We start from the raw sequence: 18,252 nt of genomic DNA, 5'->3' as shown, positions 1-18,252 counted from the left end.
CCCGTCACCCTCGCTGCGCCCTCCCCGGCCCGTCCAGTATGGCGGCCCTGGCCTGGAGTGTGTACGGGGCGGGACACGTGTCGGGCCCGAGCCGCGCCATGGCGCGCTCGATATGGCGCGGCGGCAGCTTTCCGCGGACCCGGCCGGGGACGCGGCGCAGCAGGTTGCCGGCGGCGAGGAGCCGGTGGGTGACGGTCTCCTCGTCGGGCACCGCACGGCCGTACAGCTCATGGGCGTACGGCGGCAGCGACTGGTAGGCGAGCGTGGCCACCCGCCGCCACAGCAGGGCGCGGGCGGGGACGAGCGCGGCGTGGACGGGCGGCCGGCGCAGGAAGTCGTCGATGTCCCGCGCCTCGGGGCCGCAGGCCAGCTCGGGGCGTACCCGGTCGAAGTACGCGGCGAGCGCGGGGTCGAGACCGACCAGCCGGGCGCCCTCGCGGTGTTCGGCCACATAGCGGTCGGCCTGCGCGTCGCTGACGGGGATGCCGGAGCGGCGTACGACCCGGAGGTACGAGTCGATCTCGGTGCGGTGCGCCCAGAGCGGCAGCTGCGGCTCGTCCACGGCGTACCGCTCCCCCGTCGTGGGGTCGGTGGCCTTCAGCATCCGGTGGATCCGCCGTACCCGGGCGCCCGCCTTCTCCGCTGCCTCGGTGGTGCCGTAGCTGATGGTGCCCACGAAGAGGGCGGTGCGGCGCAGCCGGCCGCAGGTGTCCTCGCGGACGTCGCTGTTCCGCAGGACGCCCCGGACGGCGCGGGGGTGCAGCGCCTGGAGGTAGAGGGCGCGGATTCCGGCGATCCACATCATCGGGTCGCTGTGGAGCTGCCAGGTGACGGAGCCGGGCCCGAACAGCCCGGGTCGGCCGCCGAGGCCGGTCCTGTCGTCCCCGCCGCCCCTGCCCCGGTCGTCCTCACGGCCACGCCTCCCCTGCCTCGTACACCGCCCCCGGTGGTCCACCGGGGGCGCGCCCAGGCTATCGCCGGGCCGCGGGCGGGGCGTACGCCGCCGGGAGACGGGACGGCTCCTGACGGGCGGAGCCGCGTCCGGCGTAGCACGATGGCAGCATGCTGCTGGCACCGCTGGCCCGTGTCTCACGGGAGGTCGCCGAGAGTTCGGCACGGACCCGGAAGATCTCCCTGCTGGCCGGTGTCTTCCGGACGGCGGGGCCGCGGGACGTGCCCGTCGTCATCCCGTATCTGGCGGGGCGGCTGCCCCAGGGGCGGATCGGGGTCGGCTGGAACGCGCTGAAGGACCCGCCGCCGCCCGCGGGCCGGGCCTCGTTGACCGTGCACGGCACGGACGCCGTGTTCACCGCGCTCGCGGCCGTCTCCGGGCCCGGCGCGCAGGCGGAGCGGCGGCGGCTGGTGCGGGAGCTGCTGGGGGCGGCGACCGAGGAGGAGCAGCGGTTCCTGGTGGGGCTGATCTCCGGCGAGGTGCGCCAGGGCGCGCTGGACGCGGTCGCCGTCGAGGCGCTCGCGCAGACGTCGGGCGCCTCCTCGGCGGCCGTGCGGCGGGCGGTGATGCTGGCGGGCTCGCTGCTGCCGGTGGCCGAGCGGCTGCTGGCGGAGGGCCCGCATGTGCTGGAGGAGTTCCTGCTGACGGTGGGCCACCCCGTGCTGCCGATGCTCGCGCAGAGCGCCACGAGTGTGGCGGAGGCGGTCGAGCGGCTCGGCGCGTGCGTGGTGGAGGAGAAGCTGGACGGGATCCGGGTGCAGGTGCACCGGGAGGGGGCCACGGTACGGATCTTCACGCGCACGCTCGACGAGATCACCGAGCGGCTGCCGGAGGTGAGCGCGGCGGTGCTGGAGCTGGACGGCGACCGGTTCGTGCTGGACGGGGAGGTGATTGCCCTGGACGAGCGGGGCAGACCGCGGCCGTTCCAGGAGGTCGCGGGCCGGGTCGGGTCGCGTACGGACGTCAGGTCGGCCGCGACGGCCGTTCCGCTGTCGCCGGTCTTCTTCGACGTGCTCGCGGCCGACGGCGAGGATCTGCTCGATCTGCCGTGCGGGGACCGCCACGAGGTGCTGGCGCGGCTGGTGCCCGAGCCGATGCGGGTACGGCGGCTCGTCGTCCCGGGCGGCCCGGGTGACTGCGCCGACACGGGGGAGGTGTTCCTCCGGGAGACCTTGGACCGGGGGCACGAGGGCGTGGTGGTGAAGGCGCTCGACACGCCGTACAGCGCGGGCCGCAGAGGTGCCGGCTGGCTGAAGGTGAAGCCGGTGCACACCCTGGATCTCGTGGTGCTGGCCGCTGAATGGGGCCATGGCAGACGGACCGGCCGACTCTCCAATCTGCATCTCGGCGCGCGGCGGGAGGACGGCTCGTTCGCGATGCTCGGCAAGACGTTCAAGGGGCTGACGGACGCGATGCTGGAGTGGCAGACGGTCCGGCTGCGGGAACTGGCGCTGCGGGACGACGGCTTCACCGTGACCGTACGCCCCGAACTGGTCGTCGAGATCGCGTACGACGGGCTCCAGCGGTCGTCCCGCTACCCGGCGGGGGTGACGCTGCGCTTCGCGCGGGTGGTGCGCTACCGCGAGGACAAGCCGGCGGCGGAGGCGGACACGGTCGGGGCGGTGCTGGCGGCCCACGGCCGGGACCCGGAGCGGCCGGACTGAGAGCCCGCGCCGCCCCGGGGAGGACCTTAGGGGGCCGTCGTACCGCGCGGGACCACCGAACCGAGGACGGTCGGCAGCGCGCGCCAGTCCGCGGAGATCAGGCTCGCGTTCCGCTGCGCCAGCAGCGCCAGCCGGTCGCGGGCCTGCTGCTCGGTCGGGTTGGTGCCGTCGATGGCGGGCGCCACGTTGTGCGCGTCCGTCATCAGCAGGAAGTAGTTGCGCTGGGCGTACCAGGATGTGTCGATGGTGCCGTTCGCGTACGTGGCGGCGTCGCCGTCGAAGAAGACGAACCAGGGCCTGATCGTCGCGTCCGTGTACCGGGTACGGGGATCACCGGCCGCCGCCTTGTGCACGGCGGGGAAGGCGGCGGCCTCGCCCAGCCGGCCGGCCGCCTTGAGGTCACGCAGGTGCAGGGCGTACTCGCGGTCGGTCCAGAGGGTGTCGAGCGGGTTCTGCTCCTCCACCGTGCCCGGGATCAGCTCGACGATGAACTTGCCCGCGAGCCGCGCGCGCGTCGGCCAGGCGCCGGCCTGGGCCGCCTGGTCGAGATCGGCGTGGTCGCCGGCCAGATCGGCGGGGCGGTAGAGCGCGTCGCCGAGCTTGGCGGTCAGCAGCGCGTCGAGGGCGGCGGGGCCGCGGCCGCCCTGCCCCTGGAAGCCGTCCTTCATCTCCAGCTTGAGCACGACGGAGCGGTGGCCCGGGTTGGCGTCGTGCCAGACCTTGATGTCGGCGAGGCAGCCCGGCAGGTCGCGGTTGCGCGTCTTGGTGCGCAGGTCGGCGACGGCCGCCGCATTGACGCAGTTGTTGTCGTTGCCGATCGGGTTGGAGTGCGACACGCGCCAGGAGGCGCCGTACACATTGGTCCACACGTCGAGTTCGAGCATCCCGGCGCCGGAGTCCAGGGCGTCCGCGAAGTAGGGGAAGGTGGCCTTCTCGTACGCGTTGTGGACCCCGACTCCGGTGCCGGAAGCATAGGGCAACTGTCCGGTGTCGGCGGCCCCGGCCGGGGTGGCGACAAGGGCGAGCACGGCGGCGGCGCCGGCCGCCAGGGTCGTACGGAGAAGCTTGGCCATATCCCTGGGTTCCTCTCGGCATGCATGTCTTGGGCATGTCAACGGAGAGGCAGCGTAAGGGAGTTCGGTGACGAGCGGGAGGACATCGGGCCTACGGACGCGATCACCGGGGAAACGGGCGGCATCGGGGGCGGTAGCGGGAAGGGCTGGGCGCGGCGCGGCGGGGCCGATGGGGATGGCGGGGCCAGGCCGGGCCGGGCGTGACGACGCGCCCCGCCGCCTGCGCGGTGGGGCGCGTTCGGCGTTCAGGCGGCGGGCGCGCGTTCCCGCAGGGACGACCGCCGGGCGGGTTACGTCCGGACGGTGAGCACGTACAGGCAGCGGGCGGTTACCGACCGGGAGCGGGTACGGGCGAGGGCGCCTACCGGACAGGGAGGAGCAGGCCGCCGCCGTACCGGCGTGGCCGTGCGGCCGCTCCCGTCAGCCGTCGCCGGGCGGGAGCGGCCCGCTGGTCACGGAAGCTGTTCCTCGATGGCCGCCCGTCCCCGCTCGGCCAGTCGGCGCCGGGCCCAGGCCAGGCTCTCGGGGGTGATGTCGCGGCCGGAGGCGAGCGCGAGATCCTCGGCCGTCACCTCGTCACAGGCTCCGGTGTGCAGCAGCCGGTCCGGGGTCGCGCTCTCGATCTCGTACTGCGCAGCGGACTCTTCGTTCATGCCGCCTCCTCGTTCGTCCGGTGGGGCCATTCTCGTGCCCTCCGGGCCCGGTCGCATCCCCGGTGGCGCCCGGTCATCCGCGCGGTCCTGGGTCGGGCGCCGGCCTGGAACCGGCGGCGTACTGGCGCCCGAGCAGTTCGGCGAGGCCGCGCCGGGTGGCGGCGAGGACCACCCGGTCCCTGGCGTGCAGCACATAGCCGGGGTGCAGATCCCACACGAGCCCCGGGGGCCGCCGCCCCTCGGGCCCCGGCCGGGTGTCCGCGAGGTCCGGCACCCGGTCCCCGGGCTCCGCCGTGTCGAGCGCGATGACCCGCCAGGCGCCGGGGCGGAACACCTCGGCGACCGTGCGCCCCTCCAGCCGGGGGTGGCCCGCGACATCGATGGCGGCGACCAGCAGCACCCGGCGCTCTACGGGGATCGCCCCGAGGATCTGGCGCCCCATCATGGCGATGGCGAAGGCCGGGGCCGCCAGGGTGGAGACGCTGCGGCTGCGGGTGAGCGCCCGGGGGTGGGCGGCGCGCAGGGTGCGGTAGACGGCGGTCGCGAAGTCGTCGTCGTACAGCCGCAGGGCCACCCGCAGATCGGGGGCGACGGAGCGGGCGTAGAGCGTGGCCTCAAGATTGGTGGTGTCGACGCTGGTGAGGGCGAGCAGGGCGTGCGCCCGTTCGATCTTGGCCGCTTCCAGCACCCCCTCCTGGGTGACATCGCCCAGGACGGTCGGGATCCGCAGCCTGCGGGCGAGCGCGATGCCGCGCGCCTCGGGGTCCTCCTCCACGCAGACCACGGGGATGCCCAGCTCGCGCAGGCCGACCAGGACACGGGTGCCGACCTTGCCGAGGCCCAGCAGGACGACATGGCCGGACAGGCCGCGCGGTGGCCGGCGCAGCGCCGACGCGGTACGGAAGGTGCCGAGCGCCTCCAGGACCGCGGCGAGCACCACGGGCAGCAGCAGAATCCCGGTGACCATGGCGAGGAGCTGCATGACCTGCCGGTTCACGGGCTCGCCGACCGCGGGGTCGCCGATGGCGAAGAGATCGAGCAGGGTGAGGTAGAGGGCGCCCAGCGGGCGGACGCCGGTGGCGATCCACGAGGCGACGGCCAGCGCCAGCACGGCGGCGAGGATCCCGGCGAAGGACCAGCGCAGCCGCCGGGAGAAGAGCGAGGAGAGCGGGGCGCCCCGGCCGGCGAGCCGGCTGGGCGGCAGATCGGGCCCGGCGTGGGACACGGCCTCCAGGACGACCGTACCGCGGCCGGTGGCGGCGGCGGCGCTCGCGTCGTCGGGCAGCAGCCGCGGGGCCTCCTGGCCGCTGTTCTCCGAACCCTCCGTGCCCGCCGGGTCGTTGGTGGTGGCCGAGAGGAGGGCGAGGGTGCACAGCCCGGGGTCGGCGACCCGGCCGGGGCCGGGCGGGTCGCGTTCCACGGCCCGCAGCAGCAGACCGTCGGCGCGGATGACCTTGCTGGTGCCCGCGACGGCGGTGGCGGCCAGCGCGGGGGCGGCCGTGTCGGCGTCGGAGAGTACGGTCGTGGTGGCGTCCAGGGCCGCCGCGTCGAGGCCGGGGACGGCGACGGCGGCGGCCTGGTCGAGCAGTTCCTCCAGGTGCTGGCCGAGCTTGCGGTTGTAGAGCCTGATGACCAGGCGCAGTTGGGGGTTGAGGCGACGGGCGGCGAGCGCGGCCCGGATGTTGATCTCGTCGTCGTCGTGGACGAGGGCGAGCGCCGCCGCCTCCGCCACCCCGGCCTCCACGAGCGTGTCCTCGTCGAGTTCGTCGGTCTCCAGGACCCGTGGCCCGCTCCCCCCGCCGCCGGGGTCGTCGCCCGCCGGATCCGGCAGGGTCGCCGCCGTACGGGCCATGGCCGCGGACATCCGGCCGAAGAAGGCCGAGGCCCTGCCGGGTCCGGCGACCGGGGCGGGCGGCCGCCGGGAGGCCCGGACCGGCGGCACGACCAGGGTGACCCGCTCGCCGTAGACATGGCGCAGCTCGCCCGCCAGCCGGTGGGCCAGTGTGTCGTCGCCGCAGACGATCATGTGGCCCGCCGTCGAGCCGTGGGGTACCTGGTGAGGAAGTGTGGACACCGCACCAGTGTGCCGTGCCCGTGTTCGGGTACGGCACAGCCGTCCCCGGCCGGGGGGCCCGGCGGGGACGGCTGATTTCCGGTCAGATGAGATGCATCTGGACGATTCTGAGGAGCCGTCAGCCCTGGCCGACGGAGTCGGAGCGGGCTCCGGTGCCGGCCAGGGCGCCCTGGTCGACGATCAGGTACTCCTCGCGCAGGGGTGTCCCGGCGAACCAGGACTCCAGGATCTCCCGGGTGCCCGCCGCGTAACGGGCCTGCGCGGAGAGCGAGGAGCCGGAGATGTGCGGGGTCGTGCCGTGGTGCGGCATGGTCCGCCAGGGGTGGTCGGCGGGGGGCGGGCTGCGGGTACCAGACGTCACCGGCGTACCCGGCGAGCTGTCCGTCGCGCAGCGCGCGGTCGATGGCGTCGCGGTCGGCGATCCTCGCGCGGGCGGTGTTGATGAGATAGGCGCCGCACATCATGGTGGCGATCAGCTCGTCGCCGAACAGGCCCTCGGTCTCCGGGTGGAGCGCAGCGTCCCGGCGAGGCCGCCGCGCATCGCGGAGAGTTCATGGCGCAGGGCGTCGCGCTCAGCGAGGATACGGTGCGCCCGGACCAGGACGCGTTCGCCTTCGGGGGTGAGCCCTTCGAAGCGGTGGCCGCGGCGGACGATGGGCACGTCCCGTTCGAGTTTGCGGATGGCGGCGGAGAGCGAGGGCTGGGAGACGTAGCAGGCCGCGGCCGCCCGGGCGAAGTGGCGTTCCCTGGCCAGCGCGACCAGATATTCCAGTTGACGCAGTAACAACGCTCGCTCCCCTGCTCGTGCGGCGTGAAGGGCCGGGTGGCGTACGGGTCACAGGGGGACGAGGGTGACTTCCGTGGCCTTGACGCCGGTCCAGACCTGGACACCGTCGGCCAGGCGGAGTTCGGCCGCCGCCTGGGGGGTGATCTCGGCGACCAGGTCGGGTGCCTCGTCCGAGGTGATCAGGACGCGCAGTCTGCTGCCGAGCGCGGTGATCTCCCGGACGGTGCCGGGCCAGACGTTGCGCGGGCTGCCGCCGGGCCGCTCCCGGTGGACGGAGACGGCCTCCGGAGCGATGACCGCCAGCGCCCGCGTGGAGTCGGGCAACGGCTCGGCGACCACCAGCCGGCCGCCCGCGTCCAGGGTGAACCCGTCCGGGCCGAAGGCACCGGGCCAGGCGTTGCGGCCGAGCATCCGGGCCACCCACGGCGAGCGCGGATGCCGGGTCACCTCGGCCGGCGGCGCGTCCTGGAGGACGCGTCCTTCGTCGAGTACGAGGACCCGGTCGGCGAGGGAGACCGCCTCGACGGGGTCGTGCGTGACGATCAGGCAGACCCCGCCGAAGCCGTCGAGATGGCCGCGCAGGGTGTGCCGTACCCGGGCCCGGGTGGTCTGGTCGAGCGCGGCCAGGGGCTCGTCCAGCAGCAGCAGCCGGGGCCGGGCGGCCAGGGCGCGGGCGAGCGCGACGCGCTGTGCCTGCCCGCCGGAGACCTGGTGGGGCTTGCGGTGGGCGAGGTGCCCGACGCCGAGCCGGTCGAGCCAACGCTGTGCGGTACGGCGGGCCTCGGCGCGGGGGACGCCGTGGGCGCGCAGCCCGTAGGCGGTGTTGGCGAGGGCGCTGAGGTGCGGGAAGAGCGCGCCGTCCTGCGGGACCCAGGCGACTCCTCGGCGGTGCGGTGGCAGGGAGGTGACGTCCAGCTCGCCGAGGCGCAGCTCCGCGTGGGCGCGCGGGGTGAGGCCGAGGAGCGCGCGGAGCAGGGTGGTCTTGCCGGCGCCGTTGGGTCCGACGACGGCGAGGGTGGTGCCGGGCCCGGCGTCCAGGGTGAGCCGGTTGAAGCCGCTCACCTCGGCGTGCAGCGGCCACCGCTCCGACGGCTCCTCCGGCGCTTCCGGTGCTTCCGGCTCGTGCGGCGCCCGTGGCTCGGGGGTCCGGGGGTCTCCCGTACCGTCGGTGTCCGGCAGCGGACCGCGTCCCGGGGCGCGGTCGGCCGTATGACCGGTCCACCGGCCGCGCAGCGCGATCAGGACGGCCATGGCGATGGCCAGGAGCAGCAGCGAGACCGAGGTGGCGGCCTCCGGTGAGTCCTGGAGCAGCAGATAGACCTGGAGCGGCAGGGTCTGGGTGGTGCCGGGCAGATTCCCGGCGAAGGTGATCGTGGCGCCGAACTCGCCGAGCGCGCGTGCCCAGGTCAGCGCGGCGCCCGCGGCGAGTCCTGGCGCGACCATCGGCAGGGTGACGGTGAGGAAGACCCGTACGGGCGAGGCGCCCAGCGACCCGGCGGTCTCCTCGTAGGCGGGCCGCAGCCCGGCGAGGGTGCCTTCGAGGCTGATGATGAGGAACGGCATCGCGACAAAGGTCGCGGCGACCACGGCGCCCGAGGTGTGGAACGGCAGGGTGATCCCGAAGGTGTCCCCCAGCCAGGGCCCGAGCAGCCCGCGCCGGCCGAAGCCGAGCAGCAGCGCCACCCCGCCGACGGTCGGCGGCAGCACCATCGGCAGCAGGACGAGGGCGCGGACGAGGGTCTTGCCGGGGAAGTCGACCCGGGCCAGCAGCCAGGCCAGCGGCACCCCGAGCAGCAGCGAGAGCGCGAGCGCCCAGAAGGAGACCAGCAGCGACAGCTTCAGCGCCTGGACCACGCCGGGGCTGGTGAGATGGGTGCCCAGCTCACCCCAGGTGGTCCGGGCGAGGATCCCGATCAGGGGCAGCAGCAGGAACGCGACGGCGAGCAGCGCGGGGAGCGTCAGGGCGAGGGGGGCGCGGAGCCCACGGATGCGGGTGCGGCTCATCGGGCCCCCTGGCTGGATCGGTTGGGAACGGGTCACGGGGCCGCGCGGGTGCCGCGCGGACGACGGACGACCGTCCGGCGGCGCGTCGGCGCCGGACGACCGTCCGGCGGCGCGTCGGCGGCTGCCGTTACGGCTTCTGGAAACCGGCCGCATGGAGGATCTTCTGCGCCTCCGGGCCGCTCAGCCAGGTGACGAACGCGGCGGCGGCGCCGGCGTTCTCGGAGGTCTTGAGCGTGGCGGCCGGGTACTGGGCGATCGCGTTCTGCGCGTCGGGGATCTCCACGGCGTCGACCTTGTCCGTCGCGGTGGCGGCGTCGGTCCGGTAGACGATGCCGGCGTCGGCCTCGCCCAGTTCGACCTTGCTCAGTACGGCGCGGACGTTGGGCTCCTGCGAGACCGGCTTCACCTCGATCTTCTGCGCGTCCAGCACCTGCTCGCTGTAGCGGCCGACGGGCACCTCGGGGGCGGCGAGGACGACCTTCAGTTTCGGGTCGGCGAGGTCCTTGAGGTTACCGACCTTCTCCGGGTTGCCCTCGCCGGTGGCGATGACCAGGCGGTTCCTGGCGATGACCGTCGGGGTTCCGGTGTCGCTCCTCAGCCCGTCCATGGTCTTGGTGTCGGCGGTGACCAGCGCGTCGGCGGGGGCGCCCTGCTTGACCTGTGCGGCCAGCTCCTGCGAACCGGCGAAGGAGAACGTGAGCTTGGTGCCCGGGTTGGCCTTCTCGTACGCGGCGCCCGCCGTCTTGAAGACATCGGTGAGCGAGGCGGCGGCCAGCACGGTGAGCTGGGCCTTGGGGGCGCCGCTCGGCGAGGCGCCGTCCGTGGCGGCCGAGCCGGTGCCCTTCGCGTCGTCCTTGCCGCCGCAGGCCGCCAGCGGCAGGAGCAGAGCGGCTGTCACGAGCGCGGTGGCGGCGCGGCGGCGGGTGAGGGCGAGGGACATGAGGGTGCTCCTTGGCGGTGGGGCGGAGAGGGGCGCGGGGCGGGGCAAGGCACCGGGACCGGCCGTGCCGCCGGGACGTTCGGACGCGGCGGCCATGGTTCAGACGCGGTCGATGTGCACGTTGGTGGCCTTCACCCGGGCGGTGGCCTGCATGCCGACCTCCAGGCCCAGTTCCTCGACCGCTTCCCGGGTGAGCAGCGAGACCAGCCGGTGCGGTCCCGCCTGGATCTCCACCTGGGCCGCGACATCGCCGAGGGTGATGGCGGTGACGATGCCGGGGAAGGCGTTGCGTGCCGAGGTGTACGAGACGTCGTCCTCGTCGGTACCGCTCTGGGCGGCCTCGACGGAGAACGCGGCCAGCGCGCGGCCGTCGACGAGACGGCGTCCGCCCTCGTCGCGATGGGTGGCGATCCGGCCCGCGTCGGCCCAGCGGCGCGCGGTGTCGGGGCTCACTCCGAGGAGCCGGGCCGCCTGACCGATCGTGTAGGAAGGCATGTGCGACAAGATAGGCCGGATAGCCTCGCATTTACAATTCTTCAGATGATGCTTCCTCGCAGATGAGAGCAGATGCGAGGGGGCCGGGACGGCGCGGCGCGCCCGACCCGGCGTCTCAGCGCTTGACCGCCCGCAGGATGACGAACTTGGGGTCGCTGGTCACGGTCTCGCAGTTGCCGAAGAGCCTGCGCAGCTTGGTGTGGTAGCCGAGGTGCCGGTTGCCGATGACCCACAGCTCTCCCCCGGTCCGCAGCGCCGCGCGCGACCCGGTGAACATCCGCCACGCCGTCGCGTCGGTCGTCGACTGGTGGGTGTGGAACGGCGGGTTGGTCAGGACGAGGTCGGCCGACTCGGCGGGTACGCCGGTCAGGCTGTCGCCGAGGACGAACTCCGCGGGTGTCGCGGCGTCGACGTTCTTGCGGAAGGTGGCCTCGGCGGACGCCACCGCCGCGTACGACTCGTCGATGAAGGTCACCGTGGCGTCCGGGTTGTCCAGCGCCACGGCGGTGCCGATGACCCCGTTGCCGCAGCCCAGGTCGATGACCCGGTCGGGTCCTTGGCGGCGCGGGAGGTGGCGCAGCAGGAACCGGGTGCCGATGTCGAGCCGTTCCGCGCAGAAGATCCCGGCGTGGTTGACGACGGTACGACCCGACACGGAGCCGAGGCCTTCGGGCAGCGCGTAGCTGTGCGGCCAGGGGCTGGTGGTCCGTACCCGTCCGGCCGCGGGTGCGCAGAAGATCAGCCGGGCCTTCTTGACGGCGAGGGAGGTCTTCGTGGGGCCGAGGATCTGTTCGAAGAGTTTCAGGGTGGACGTGTGGATCTCCGTCACCCGGCCCGTACCGATGACCAGGGTTCCCGGGTGCACGGCGGGCGCCAGCCGGTGGAGCTGGTCCTCCAGCATGGCCAGGCTCTTGGGGACGCGGACCAGCAGTACGTCGATCCGCTCCGGCGGTGTGTCCCGGGTGGACAGCAGCCGTACGGCGTCCGTACCGAGACCTGCGCGGCGCAGGTTGGCGCGGGTCGCCTGCTGGGTGAGGTACGAGTCGCTGATCTGCACGAGGTCGCCGGTGTCCCGTTCCGGGTGGCCGGCGAGCGCGGTGGTGAGCGCGCCCCAGCGGTCCCCGACGACCACGACGGTGCCGGACGGCCCGGCCGGACCGGGTGGGCCGGCCTGGGTGCCGTCGCCTTCCTGTCCGCCTTCCCCGAGGCGCCGCAGCAGGTACTCGTCGGCGGCGTCCCACGCGCGCAGCGTCTCGCGGGGGTGTTCGGGGAATCGGGTGAGGCCGAACTCGCCCCAGGGTGTCGTCAAACGGTTCATCGTGCCCTCAGGCTAACCGCCCGGGGGCCCACCGTGCGCCGCGCGGCCGCTCGGCTCACCGGCCGGGGCGGCCTCGTTCCGCGCGGAGAGTCTGCGGGCCCGGTCCAGCGCGGCCTGGGCCTGGCTCAGGCTGAGGACCGCGGCGAACTCCGAACGCGCGATCTCCAGGACCGCCTCGGCGTCGGCCGGGGGGCCCGGGTGGTCGCGCAGGGCGATGTCCGCGGCGGCCTGGGCCAGCAGGTCGTCGTCGGGGGACGCCCCGGGCTGGGACATGGTGTGCAGTACCTGGTGCCAGAGTCCGGTCATCGCGTCATTTCCCTTCGTCCGTCAGGGGACGTCGGTGGGGATACCGTCGGTGGGGATGCCGAGCGTGGCGAGCGCGTGGTGGACGAGTTCGTCGGCCAGCAGTTCCCGGGGGAAGGCGGTGGGGTCGCGGGCCCAGTGCGCCACCAGTTCGTTGATGGCCCCGATGAGCGCCATGATGGCGAGGGAGTAGTCCCGGGGTACGGCCTCGCCCCGCTCGACGGCACGCTCCGCCTCCCCGCTGAGGAAGTCGGACCACAGGCTCCGCCACAACAGCCGGTGTTCCTCGACCGCGCGGCCGGCGCCGACGACCTCGACGAACGCGATCCGGGTGGCGGCGGGCTCGGCGGTGACGGCGTCCAGGTAGGAGCGGGTGAGGGCCGAGATCCGGGCCCTGGCTCCCGCCGACTCCGTCCCGGGGTCGCTGAGCACCGTCAGCGCGGCTTCCATGCCCGCCCTCGCGACATCGTTGTGCAGTGCGATCAGCAGCGCCTCTCGGCCCTCGAACTCCTCGTAGAACGCGCGGATCGAGACATGGGCGGTGGCGCAGATCCGTTCGATGGAGGTGGCCGGGTAGCCCCGGGTGGTGAACAGATCGGTGGCGGTCATCAGCAGCCGCTCCCGGCGCGCCGCCCTGCGGTCCTGCCCCGTACGGTCCTGGTCGGCGCAGGGCCGGTCGGTGGGGTTCGGGTCCGTGCGGGTCTCTTTGGCTCTCGTACGGGCGGACGATGCCGACGTCGTGTCCGCGGAATTCCGGCCCGGATCCATCCGACCTCCCCGAATCGCCCAGGGAACACGCGGTGTTGTCACCGGTAAGGGCGCTTGTCGAGCATGCCACGCACCGGGGGCCGACACGCCGCGTTCGGCGAAGGCGCGCGAAACCGCAAAAATGTCCGGACGGTACGGACCCGGCCCGTGCCCCGTACGGACCCGGGCTCCGCCTCCGCACGGGACCGGTCCGTGTCCCGTACGGGACCGACTCGTGCCCCGTACGGACCCGGCCCGTGCCCCCCGTACGGGATCGCCCCGTGCCCCCCTACGGGACCGGCGCGGTCCGCCGGGTCACTCGAACGGCCGTCGCACCGGGCTGCCCGGCCGCCGGGGCGGGATGCTCGTGCTGACCGGCCGTGCCACGGCACCGACCACGGGGAGAGGGGCCGCGCCATGACCACCCCCGCCGACCGGGCGGAGCGCGGCCGGGCGGCCCGCAAGGACGCGTCCCGGTCCTCGCACGGGCTGTGGATACCGGGCGCCGACCGGATCGACCCGCTCGCCGTGCTCGCCCGGCAGGCCACGCAGCGGGTCCCCGAACTGGTGCCGCTGCGCTACGAGCGGATGGCCGCGTCCCCGTACTCCTTTCTGCGCGGCGCCGCCGCCGTGATGGCCGCCGATCTGGCGACCCAGCCGTGTACGGGGCTGACCGTCCAGCTCTGCGGCGACGCCCATCTGCTGAACTTCGGGGTCTTCGCCTCCCCCGACGGCGCCCTGCTCTTCGATCTCAACGACTTCGACGAGACCCTGCCCGGCCCGTTCGAGTGGGATGTGAAGCGGCTGGCGGCGAGCGTGGTGGTGGCCGCCCTCGACCGGGGCGCCCCGGCGGCGGACGCCCGGGACGCGGCGCGGGCCGCCGCCGGCGCGTACCGCACATCGATGCGGCGGCTGGCGCGCCTCGGTGAACTGGGCGTCTGGTACGAGCGGATCGGCACCGCGGACCTGCGCCCGCTCGTCCGGGCGGCCCGCCGCGCGCGCGTCGCCGCGGACCTGCCGCAGGCCCGTCGGCGCACCTGTCTGCGGGCGGTGGAGGAGCTGACCGACACGGCGTCGGGGCCGCGCCGGATCATCCACGACCCGCCGCTGCTGGAGCCGGTCGGGCGGCTCGACACGGCGATGCTCCGGCGGATCTTCATCGGTTACCGCAGCACGCTCCCCGAGGAGCAGCGGGTGCTTCTCGACCGGTTCCGCCTCGTCGACGTGGCCCGCAAGGTCACGGGGGTGGGGAGTGTCGGCACACGGTGCTTCGTCGTGCTGCTGGAGGGGCGCGACGCCGGGGATCCGCTCCTCCTCCAGATCAAGGAGGCCGAGCGGTCGGTGCTCGAACCGCATGCCCAGCAGAGCGTCTACCCCCACCAGGGCCGGCGGGTGGTCGCGGGACAGCGGCTGCTCCAGGCGGCGGGCGATGTCTTCCTCGGCTGGGTCACCGGGCCCGAGGGGCACCACTTCTACTGGCGGCGGCTGCGGGACATGAAGGGCCCGGTCGTCGTCGAGACGATGGCGCCGGACCTGCTGCGTACGTACGCGGAGCTGTGCGGCAGGGCCCTGGCGCGGGCGCACGCCCGCTCCGGGGACCGGATCGCCATCGCGCACTACCTCGGCGGGTCGGACACCTTCGAGCGCGCCGTGGCGGATTTCGCGCTGCGCTACGCCGACCGGAACACGGCCGACCACGCCGCGCTCGTCGCGGCCCTCGCCGCCGACCGGATCCCGGCGGCCGACCACCCCGCGCGGGCGGACCCGGCCGTACGGGCGGGGTCGTAGGGACTGTGACCGTCCCGTTCGTCGGACGGGTCTCAGCCGTCCAGGACCGGCGCCTCCCCTTCGAGTGCCGCGCCCGCGTCGTCGGCCAGCGTCACCGCGACCTGCCGGACCTGCCGGCTGGGGACGACCCCCGGTGAGGGCCGGAGCATGAAGCGGCCCTGGTAGTGGCCGCCCGCCTCGGCCCGCAGTTCGATCTCACCGTCGGGCCAGCCGCGTGCCTCCAGGTCCCAGGGCTCGCGGTCCACGACGACGGTGCCGTCCTGCTCCAGCCGCGCGGGGTGCCCGAGCAGGCTCCCGTACTCGAACCGGCAGCTCCGCAGCCGCAGGATGTCGACCAGGTGACGGCCGACCTGGTCGACCACGGCGGCGGAGGAGCCCGTGGTCCGCGCCAGCCGGGCGGTGTCGTGGATCCGGGCGAGCAGCCCCGCGTCGACCACCGTCATGACGCGCAGCCGCCGGGCCCGCGCGGCGAGTTGGGAGACGGCGAGCCCCACGGCCAGCAGCAGGAGGGCCGTGGTGAGGTCGTTCGTGTCGGTGACGGTGAAGCGTTCGAACGGCTTGGTGAGGAAGAAGTCGAACCAGACGGCCGAGGAGAGCGCGGCCAGCGCGCCCGCGACCCGGTTGCCGAGTGCGGCGACCGCCACGACGACCACGACGAGGATCAGCGCCGGATTCGTACTCGCCACTCCGGTACGGAACGGCACCAGTATCCCCGCGGTCGCCAGGGGCGCGAGCAGCGCGGCACCGAGCGCGACGCGGTCACGGAGCGAACAGCGCATGGCCCACCTCGCCGTGCCGGTACGGAGGTCCGGCGCAACCGGGCCGCCGGTCCGGCGGCCTCTACTCCAGCGTGCACCCGCCGGATCCGTGGCGGCGGGCGCGGCCCGGTTCTTGACGGTGCCCTGCCGCGGGTCCGGCGGCCCCTGACGCGCCCTTGATGTCCGGCCGGCTGTACCGGGCGCGAAGGAGGGCCGAACGCTCGGCGCACATCGCGTGAAAACGTCTGTGCCGCCCCGGGGGCCCGTGATAGGTCTGCCGTCATGGACGATCTTGTGACGGAGCGGTTGGTGCTCCATCCGCTGAGCGTGCTCGAAGCCGAGCGGGTGGCGGCGGGCGAGCCCGCCGACGGGGACCGGTGGGCGCCCGGGTACCCCGCGGACGGGGATATGACGGGGGCCCGGCGCTTTCTGACGACATGTGCGATCACCGGTGATCCGGGGCCGTTCGGGGCGTACGAGATCCGCCGCCGCGCGGACGGGCACGCGATCGGCGGTCTCGGCTTCCACGGTGTCCCCGACGAGGATCTCGCCGTCACGATCGGCTACGGACTGATCCCCTCCGTCCATGGGCGGGGGTACGCGTCCGAGGCGCTGCGCGCACTGCTGCGGTTCGCGCGGTCCGGCGGGGTCAGCCGTGTCCAGGGGGACACCGGCCACGACAACATCGCGTCGCAGCGCGTGATGGCGGCGGCGGGCATGCGGCTGGTCGCGCGGGACGAGGCGCTGAGGTACTACCGGATCGCCTGGCCCGTCGACGAGGCGGCGGCCGACACCCTGCGCTCGTGGACGGACGGTCGACGGGCCGGGTGATGTCCGGGCCCGGTGGCGGGCCGGCCGGTGCCGTTTACCGGCGGTTGACGAAAGTCCCTAGTTCCTGCGTGCGGTGAGGGTACGGGGCCGGGTGGCCGCCGACCGGTCGAAGAAGCTCTCCGTGGGGGTCTCCTCGTCGCCCTCGTGCGGCGGCAGTTCGACGGTGTAGCGGGGTTCGAGGAAGATGCCGTGGTGCTGTGGCCGCGCGTTCGGCGCGGCGCCCGCGGTGGAGTCCTGAACCGGGTCCTGGCGGGACGCTGAAGTAGGCATGCACAACCGTTCGGAAGAATCGAGCGGCCGCGCGGCCCCATGCCGGTCGACCCGCTGAAGAGGTGTCTACCCCATCCTTCCCTGTCCTGCACAACCGTGGGTCGCCGGAGCGCGTCGCGCACGGGCTCGTCCACCCGGCCTATCGGGCGGACCGGCGCGGGTCCGGCCGGGTCCTGAGGGGGAAGGAAGAGGTCGTGCGTGATGTCGGAGTGTCCCTGAGCGGGCCGGTGGCGGAGCTCGTCAAGTGGCGCCGGGAGCCCGTCGTCGCCCAGACGCTGCGCTCGTCCGCCGCCGCGACCATCGCCTATGTGGTCGCGCTGCGGCTGAGCAGCGAGCCCGCGCCGCTCACCGCCCCGCTGACCGCGCTGCTCGTCGTCCAGGTGACGCTCTACTCCACCCTGACCACCAGCATCCGCAGGGTGAACGCCGTGGTGACCGGGGTGCTGGTGGCCAGCGCCTTCAGTGTGCTGGTGGGGCTGACCTGGTGGAGCCTGGGGCTGATCATCCTTGCCTCGCTGGTCGTCGGACGGGTCGTACGGGTGAGCGAGTTCGTGCCCGAGGTCGCGATCAGCGCCATGCTCGTGCTCGGGGTGCCCCGGGTGGCGTCCACCGCCTGGGACCGGGTGCTGGAGACGCTGATCGGCGCGGTGGTGGGGCTGCTCTTCAACCTCCTGCTGGCGCCGCCGGTGTGGGTCGCCACCGCAGGCGAGTCCGTGGACGGCCTCGCGCGCCGTATGCGCCAGCTTCTGCTGCGGATCGGGGAGGGGCTGACGGAGCCGATCCCGGTGGAGCGCGCGGCCTCACGGCTGCACGAGGCACGCCGCCTCGACCACGACATCGGCGAGGTGGACGCGGCGCTGCGCCAAGCGGAGGACAGCGTCCGGCTCAACCCCCGGGTGAAGGAGGGGCTGTTGCACCGGGTGGTGCTGCGGACGGGCCTGGACACCCTGGAGATCTGCACGGTGGTCCTGCGGGTGCTGGCCAGAACGCTCACCGACCTCGCCAAGGAGCGGGAGCGGGAGGCGCTGTTCCCTCCGGAGGTGGGCGCGGCGCTGCGGGAGCTGCTGGCGGAGGTCGCCGACGCGGTGGTGAGTTTCGCCGTCATGGTGACGACCGATGTCACCCGGAGCGCCGAGACGGCGGAGGCACGCCTCGCCGAGGACCTGGAGACGGCGCGGACCAGCCGGGCGCGGCTGGCGGAGCTGCTGCTGGCGGAGGTGCGCGACGACCCGGGACAGTGGCAGCTCCACGGCGCGCTGCTGGCCGAACTGGACCGGATCCTGGACGAGCTGGATCTGGAGCATCGTTCCCGGCGGCTGATGGAGGAACTGGACCGGGCCTCCCGGGAGGAGCGGGAGCGCCATCCCCGGCTGACGGCGGCCCGGCACTGGGTACGGCGAAAGTCCGGGCTGCGCCGTCGATAGGGGCCGGCCACGAACCGGGCGAACGGGGGAGGAAGGGACGGGGAAGGGAATGTGCCGCCGACGGCAATCGGCCTCCGGCCCGGCGGGATTCGCCGGTTCCCGGAGCAACGGAAAGCTCCTGGCCAATTATTGACGGAATGTTTACCACTGCCCTGACATGTTGCCGTGAAT

At 74.0% G+C, this 18,252-nt stretch carries 16 protein-coding genes and 2 pseudogenes; 4 read left to right on the top strand and 14 right to left on the bottom strand.

Annotation, left to right across the window (positions count from 1 at the left end):
* Positions 1–4: 4 nt before the first annotated feature.
* Positions 5–850 carry an oxygenase MpaB family protein gene (locus tag ACIQ7D_RS19485; RefSeq protein ID WP_403939306.1) on the bottom strand — a complete coding sequence of 282 codons (846 nt, stop codon included), beginning with the start codon at positions 848–850 and terminating at the stop codon, positions 5–7.
* 212 nt (positions 851–1,062) lie between these two features.
* Here ACIQ7D_RS19485 and ACIQ7D_RS19480 point away from each other — a divergent pair, with 212 nt between their 5' ends.
* A complete protein-coding gene (locus ACIQ7D_RS19480; protein ID WP_403939091.1) occupies positions 1,063–2,616 on the top strand; it encodes an ATP-dependent DNA ligase in 1,554 nt (517 codons plus the stop codon).
* A gap of 26 nt (positions 2,617–2,642) precedes the next feature.
* On the opposite strand, the gene ACIQ7D_RS19475 is transcribed toward ACIQ7D_RS19480, so the two are convergent.
* The 11 genes and pseudogenes from ACIQ7D_RS19475 to ACIQ7D_RS19425 all read right to left on the bottom strand — a co-directional run bounded on the left by ACIQ7D_RS19475 (position 2,643) and on the right by ACIQ7D_RS19425 (position 13,031).
* On the bottom strand, positions 2,643–3,689 hold the full coding sequence (locus ACIQ7D_RS19475) for a phosphatidylinositol-specific phospholipase C domain-containing protein (RefSeq protein WP_403939089.1): 1,047 nt from the start codon (positions 3,687–3,689) through the stop codon (positions 2,643–2,645).
* Between the two features lie 452 nt (positions 3,690–4,141).
* Complete coding sequence (locus ACIQ7D_RS19470; protein WP_403939087.1) at positions 4,142–4,342, bottom strand: hypothetical protein; 201 nt, start codon at positions 4,340–4,342, stop codon at positions 4,142–4,144.
* Between the two features lie 73 nt (positions 4,343–4,415).
* Positions 4,416–6,368 (bottom strand): NAD-binding protein, encoded by a 1,953-nt coding sequence (locus ACIQ7D_RS19465; protein WP_403939304.1) that lies wholly within the window; start codon positions 6,366–6,368, stop codon positions 4,416–4,418.
* Between the two features lie 166 nt (positions 6,369–6,534).
* Positions 6,535–6,934: pseudogene (locus ACIQ7D_RS19460) on the bottom strand (NAD(P)-dependent oxidoreductase); the annotation flags it as partial.
* Positions 6,892–7,203, bottom strand: a pseudogene (locus ACIQ7D_RS19455) (LysR family transcriptional regulator); the annotation flags it as partial. The pseudogenes ACIQ7D_RS19460 and ACIQ7D_RS19455, both read right to left, overlap by 43 nt.
* A 48-nt stretch (positions 7,204–7,251) precedes the next feature.
* Positions 7,252–9,207 (bottom strand): ABC transporter permease, encoded by a 1,956-nt coding sequence (locus tag ACIQ7D_RS19450; RefSeq protein WP_403939085.1) that lies wholly within the window; start codon positions 9,205–9,207, stop codon positions 7,252–7,254.
* A 127-nt stretch (positions 9,208–9,334) separates the two neighbouring features.
* A complete protein-coding gene (modA, locus tag ACIQ7D_RS19445) occupies positions 9,335–10,147 on the bottom strand; it encodes a molybdate ABC transporter substrate-binding protein (protein ID WP_403939084.1) in 813 nt (270 codons plus the stop codon).
* A 99-nt stretch (positions 10,148–10,246) separates the two neighbouring features.
* Positions 10,247–10,642: a molybdopterin-binding protein gene (locus ACIQ7D_RS19440; RefSeq protein WP_403939082.1), complete on the bottom strand. Its 396-nt coding sequence runs from the start codon at positions 10,640–10,642 to the stop codon at positions 10,247–10,249.
* A gap of 115 nt (positions 10,643–10,757) precedes the next feature.
* A complete protein-coding gene (locus ACIQ7D_RS19435; protein ID WP_403939080.1) occupies positions 10,758–11,960 on the bottom strand; it encodes a methyltransferase in 1,203 nt (400 codons plus the stop codon).
* A gap of 12 nt (positions 11,961–11,972) precedes the next feature.
* Positions 11,973–12,266: a hypothetical protein gene (locus ACIQ7D_RS19430; RefSeq protein WP_403939078.1), complete on the bottom strand. Its 294-nt coding sequence runs from the start codon at positions 12,264–12,266 to the stop codon at positions 11,973–11,975.
* Between the two features lie 21 nt (positions 12,267–12,287).
* The gene (locus ACIQ7D_RS19425) at positions 12,288–13,031 is read right to left on the bottom strand and encodes a TetR/AcrR family transcriptional regulator (protein ID WP_403939076.1); all 744 of its coding nucleotides are present in this window, start codon (positions 13,029–13,031) and stop codon (positions 12,288–12,290) included.
* Positions 13,032–13,427: 396 nt separating this feature from the next.
* Between ACIQ7D_RS19425 and ACIQ7D_RS19420 the strand changes: the two genes are divergently transcribed.
* A complete protein-coding gene (locus ACIQ7D_RS19420) occupies positions 13,428–14,798 on the top strand; it encodes a DUF2252 domain-containing protein (protein WP_403939074.1) in 1,371 nt (456 codons plus the stop codon).
* 32 nt (positions 14,799–14,830) lie between these two features.
* Here ACIQ7D_RS19420 and ACIQ7D_RS19415 read toward each other — a convergent pair whose 3' ends face one another.
* Positions 14,831–15,577, bottom strand: a complete 747-nt coding sequence (locus ACIQ7D_RS19415; protein ID WP_403939072.1) for a DUF4118 domain-containing protein — start codon at positions 15,575–15,577, stop codon at positions 14,831–14,833.
* 261 nt (positions 15,578–15,838) lie between these two features.
* Between ACIQ7D_RS19415 and ACIQ7D_RS19410 the strand changes: the two genes are divergently transcribed.
* Positions 15,839–16,387, top strand: a complete 549-nt coding sequence (locus tag ACIQ7D_RS19410; RefSeq protein WP_403939070.1) for a GNAT family N-acetyltransferase — start codon at positions 15,839–15,841, stop codon at positions 16,385–16,387.
* 57 nt (positions 16,388–16,444) lie between these two features.
* On the opposite strand, the gene ACIQ7D_RS19405 is transcribed toward ACIQ7D_RS19410, so the two are convergent.
* The gene (locus ACIQ7D_RS19405) at positions 16,445–16,657 is read right to left on the bottom strand and encodes a hypothetical protein (RefSeq protein ID WP_403939069.1); all 213 of its coding nucleotides are present in this window, start codon (positions 16,655–16,657) and stop codon (positions 16,445–16,447) included.
* Between the two features lie 194 nt (positions 16,658–16,851).
* Between ACIQ7D_RS19405 and ACIQ7D_RS19400 the strand changes: the two genes are divergently transcribed.
* Entirely contained in the window at positions 16,852–18,081 is a 1,230-nt protein-coding gene (locus ACIQ7D_RS19400) for an aromatic acid exporter family protein (RefSeq protein ID WP_403939067.1), read from the top strand.
* The last annotated feature ends 171 nt before the right edge of the window (positions 18,082–18,252 follow it).

Origin of the sequence: Streptomyces sp. NPDC096310, assembly GCF_044763125.1 — a bacterium.
GTDB lineage: Bacteria > Actinomycetota > Actinomycetes > Streptomycetales > Streptomycetaceae > Streptomyces.
This window is presented reverse-complemented; position numbering and strand designations above follow the sequence as displayed.